4 protein-coding genes are annotated in these 2,856 nt (G+C 59.8%); 3 read left to right on the top strand and 1 reads right to left on the bottom strand.

Annotated elements, in window-relative coordinates:
* Positions 1 to 60 precede the first annotated feature (60 nt).
* From tnpA to tnpC, 3 genes are read left to right on the top strand one after another with little or no spacing between them, the layout of a single operon-like run.
* Positions 61 to 507, top strand: coding sequence for an IS66-like element accessory protein TnpA (tnpA, locus tag OLZ32_RS38985; protein WP_130804157.1), 447 nt, complete (start codon positions 61 to 63; stop codon positions 505 to 507).
* The gene (gene tnpB, locus OLZ32_RS38990; RefSeq protein WP_037436657.1) at positions 504 to 857 is read left to right on the top strand and encodes an IS66 family insertion sequence element accessory protein TnpB; all 354 of its coding nucleotides are present in this window, start codon (positions 504 to 506) and stop codon (positions 855 to 857) included. Before tnpA ends, tnpB begins: the two co-directional genes overlap by 4 nt.
* A 45-nt stretch (positions 858 to 902) precedes the next feature.
* Positions 903 to 2,582 (top strand): IS66 family transposase, encoded by a 1,680-nt coding sequence (gene tnpC / locus OLZ32_RS38995; protein ID WP_264425691.1) that lies wholly within the window; start codon positions 903 to 905, stop codon positions 2,580 to 2,582.
* Here the strand turns inward: tnpC and OLZ32_RS39000 are convergent.
* Positions 2,563 to 2,796: a DUF6429 family protein gene (locus OLZ32_RS39000; protein WP_108523402.1), complete on the bottom strand. Its 234-nt coding sequence runs from the start codon at positions 2,794 to 2,796 to the stop codon at positions 2,563 to 2,565. The two genes, tnpC and OLZ32_RS39000, sit on opposite strands and share 20 nt — an antisense overlap.
* Positions 2,797 to 2,856: the final 60 nt, after the last annotated feature.

Consider the following 2,856-nt stretch of genomic DNA (forward strand, 5'->3'; position numbering starts at 1 on the left):
GTACGCATCCGAGGAAGGCCGCCTTGCTGAGAAGAGAGGCGAACTGGATGCTCTGTCTATATGGACGTCAATATAGACAGTGTGAGAACCGTGGATTTAACGATAGAGAAGCGGCCGCAAGTTAGCCGTATGGAGATTGTCGATAGCGGGCGGCGTCGCCGTTTCAGCAACGAGGCTAAACTTGCGATCGTGTCGGAGAGTTATTCCGCACCGCGTCAGGTGACGGCAACAGCACGCCGCCATGGGATCACACGCTTTCAGTTGAACGATTGGCGTAAAGCAGCTCGCGAGGGACGGCTCGGCAATGGCCGGGGGAGTGAGGGGTTTATTCCTGCGCTGTTGGTTCCGGAGCCAGGCATGCCGGTTGTTGCGCCGACCAACCCTTCGACGGCACAAAGTGGGCTTATGGAGATTGTCAGCGCCAATGGTCGCCGTGTGATCGTGGACCGCGATGTCGACGTTGAGGCGCTGCTTCGGATCCTGCGCGGACTGGAGACACTGCGGTGAATCCGTTTCCGATGGGAACAGGGGTCAAGGTCTGGCTTTCGACGGGGTATACGGACATGCGCTGTGGCTTTCCTTCTCTGGCGCTTCGGGTGCAGGAGGTTCTGAAACATGATCCGTTGTCAGGGCATCTCTTCGTCTTCAGGGGGCGCAGATCGGATATTTTGAAGATCATCTGGCATGATGGTCTGGGCGCCTGCCTTTTTACCCGGCGGCTGGAGAAGGGCCGGTTTATCTGGCCGAATATGGAGGGCGGGGCGGTAGCGATCTCACCGGCGCAATTATCTTATTTGTTGTCCGGGATCGACTGGCGCAATCCGCAGGAAACCTGGCGTCCGACACGGGTCGGATAGCATTATTGCATTGAAAATATTGAGTGAATCTGATCGAATGGCTTTATGACCTCGAAGCCTGTGGATCTTCCTGCGGACCTTGCGAGCGCCTATCTGGCGCTGCTTTCCGAGCGTGAGATGTTACAGGCTGAACGTGATACCGTCGTCGCCGAGCGGGACATTGCGGTGGCGCAAGCCGCCAATGCGCAGGCCATGCTGTCGGACAATGAGGCCTTGATCGCCAGTCTGGAACTGGCGATCGAAAAGCTGAAGCGCGAACTGCGCGGCCGGCGATCCGAGCGCACGGCGCGCCTGATCGACCAGATGGAATTGCAGCTCGAAGAACTGGTGATGGCGGCGACGGAGGATGAAGCCGCAGCGCAGGCGGCTGCCGCCAAGACCTCGAGCGTACGTTCGTTCACGCGCAAACGGCCGGTCCGAAAGCCGTGGCCGGAGGATATCGAGCGTGAGCGCGTGGTGATCGATCCCCCAGTCACCTGTGCATGCTGCGGCGGGTCGCGCCTGTCGAAACTGGGCGAAGACGTCACTGAGACGCTCGAGGAGGTTCCGCGCCGGTTCAAAGTGATCGAGACGGTGCGGGAGAAATTTACCTGCCGTGACTGCGAGGCGATCAGCCAGCCGCCGGCGCCGTTCCATGCCACACCGCGCGGCTTCATCGGTCCTCATCTGCTGGCGACGATCCTGTTTGACAAGTTTGGCATGCATAGCCCTCTCAACCGTCAAAGCACCCGGTTCAAATGTGAGGGCATCGAGCTTTCGACCTCGACGCTGGCCGACCAGGTCGGGTATGGAACAGCCGCGCTGCTGCCGATCTTTGATCTGATCGAGACGCATGTCTTCGGGGCCGAGCGCCTTTTTGGCGACGACACCACCATTCCCATCCAGGCCAAAGACAAATGCACGACCGGGCGAATATGGACCTACGTGCGCGATGACCGGCCCTACGGCGGCGCGGCAGCGCCGGCGGCCATATACTATGCGTCGAGCGACCGCCGCGGCGAGCATCCGCAGAAGCACCTGGCCGGGTATGGCGGCATTCTGCAGAGTGATTGTTACAATGGCTTCGAGCCGCTCAGTGTCGCCGAAAAGAAAGCGGTACCGATCACCTTCGCCTTTTGTCATGCGCACGCGCGGCGCAAATTCTTTGAACTGGCCGACATCCAGAAAAATGCCCGCGACCGCAAACGCAAAGGCAAGCCGATCTCACCGATCGCCCTGGAGGCCGTCCAACGGTACGACGCGCTGTTCGAGATCGAGCGCCAGATCAACGGATTGAGCGCCGAAGAACGGTTGGCCGCGCGGCAGGAAAAGAGCAAGCCGCTGTTCGATGACATGCACGAGTGGCTGAAACGGGAGCGCGCCACGCTCAGCAAATCGTCCGAGGTGATCGAGCCGATCGATTACATGCTGAAGCGTTGGGATGGCTTTGCCCGTTTCCTCGCAGATGGCAGGATTTGTCTCACGAACAATGCTGCCGAGCGCGCTCTGAGAGGAATTGCACTCGGCCGTCGAAACTGGACCTTCGCCGGTTCCCAGCGTGGGGCCGATCGAGCCGCCATCATGCTCTCCGTCATCACGACCTGCCGCCTCAACGACGTCGACCCAAAAGCGTGGCTCGCCGATGTGTTCGCCCGCATCGCCGATCTTCCTGTCTCCCGCCTGCACGAACTGCTGCCTTGGCAATGGAAGACACACAAAGGGACGGCTATTGCGGCGGCCGCGTAAACAGCTCCCGGAACAACGCTTCCGAACGCTCCAAGCCTTCATCGGTCAGGATCAATGACTTCGACTTGTTGACTGGGTCGCCGATCAAGCCCTTCTTGTGAAGCCGATCCGTCGTTGCCCAGTCGAAACCCTTCCAGGCACAACGCTCGTTATGCAGCGTCAGCCATAACAGCGCCAAAACGGCATCGTCGATCTTGTCCTCATCGATCTCCATGAACCCACGTTACCACGCGCGGCGCCCAAAATCCTGCGGCCCTGCTCGGATGGATACAGT

This window comes from Rhizobium acaciae (genome assembly GCF_025941625.1).
In the GTDB taxonomy this organism is placed as follows: domain Bacteria; phylum Pseudomonadota; class Alphaproteobacteria; order Rhizobiales; family Rhizobiaceae; genus Rhizobium; species Rhizobium acaciae.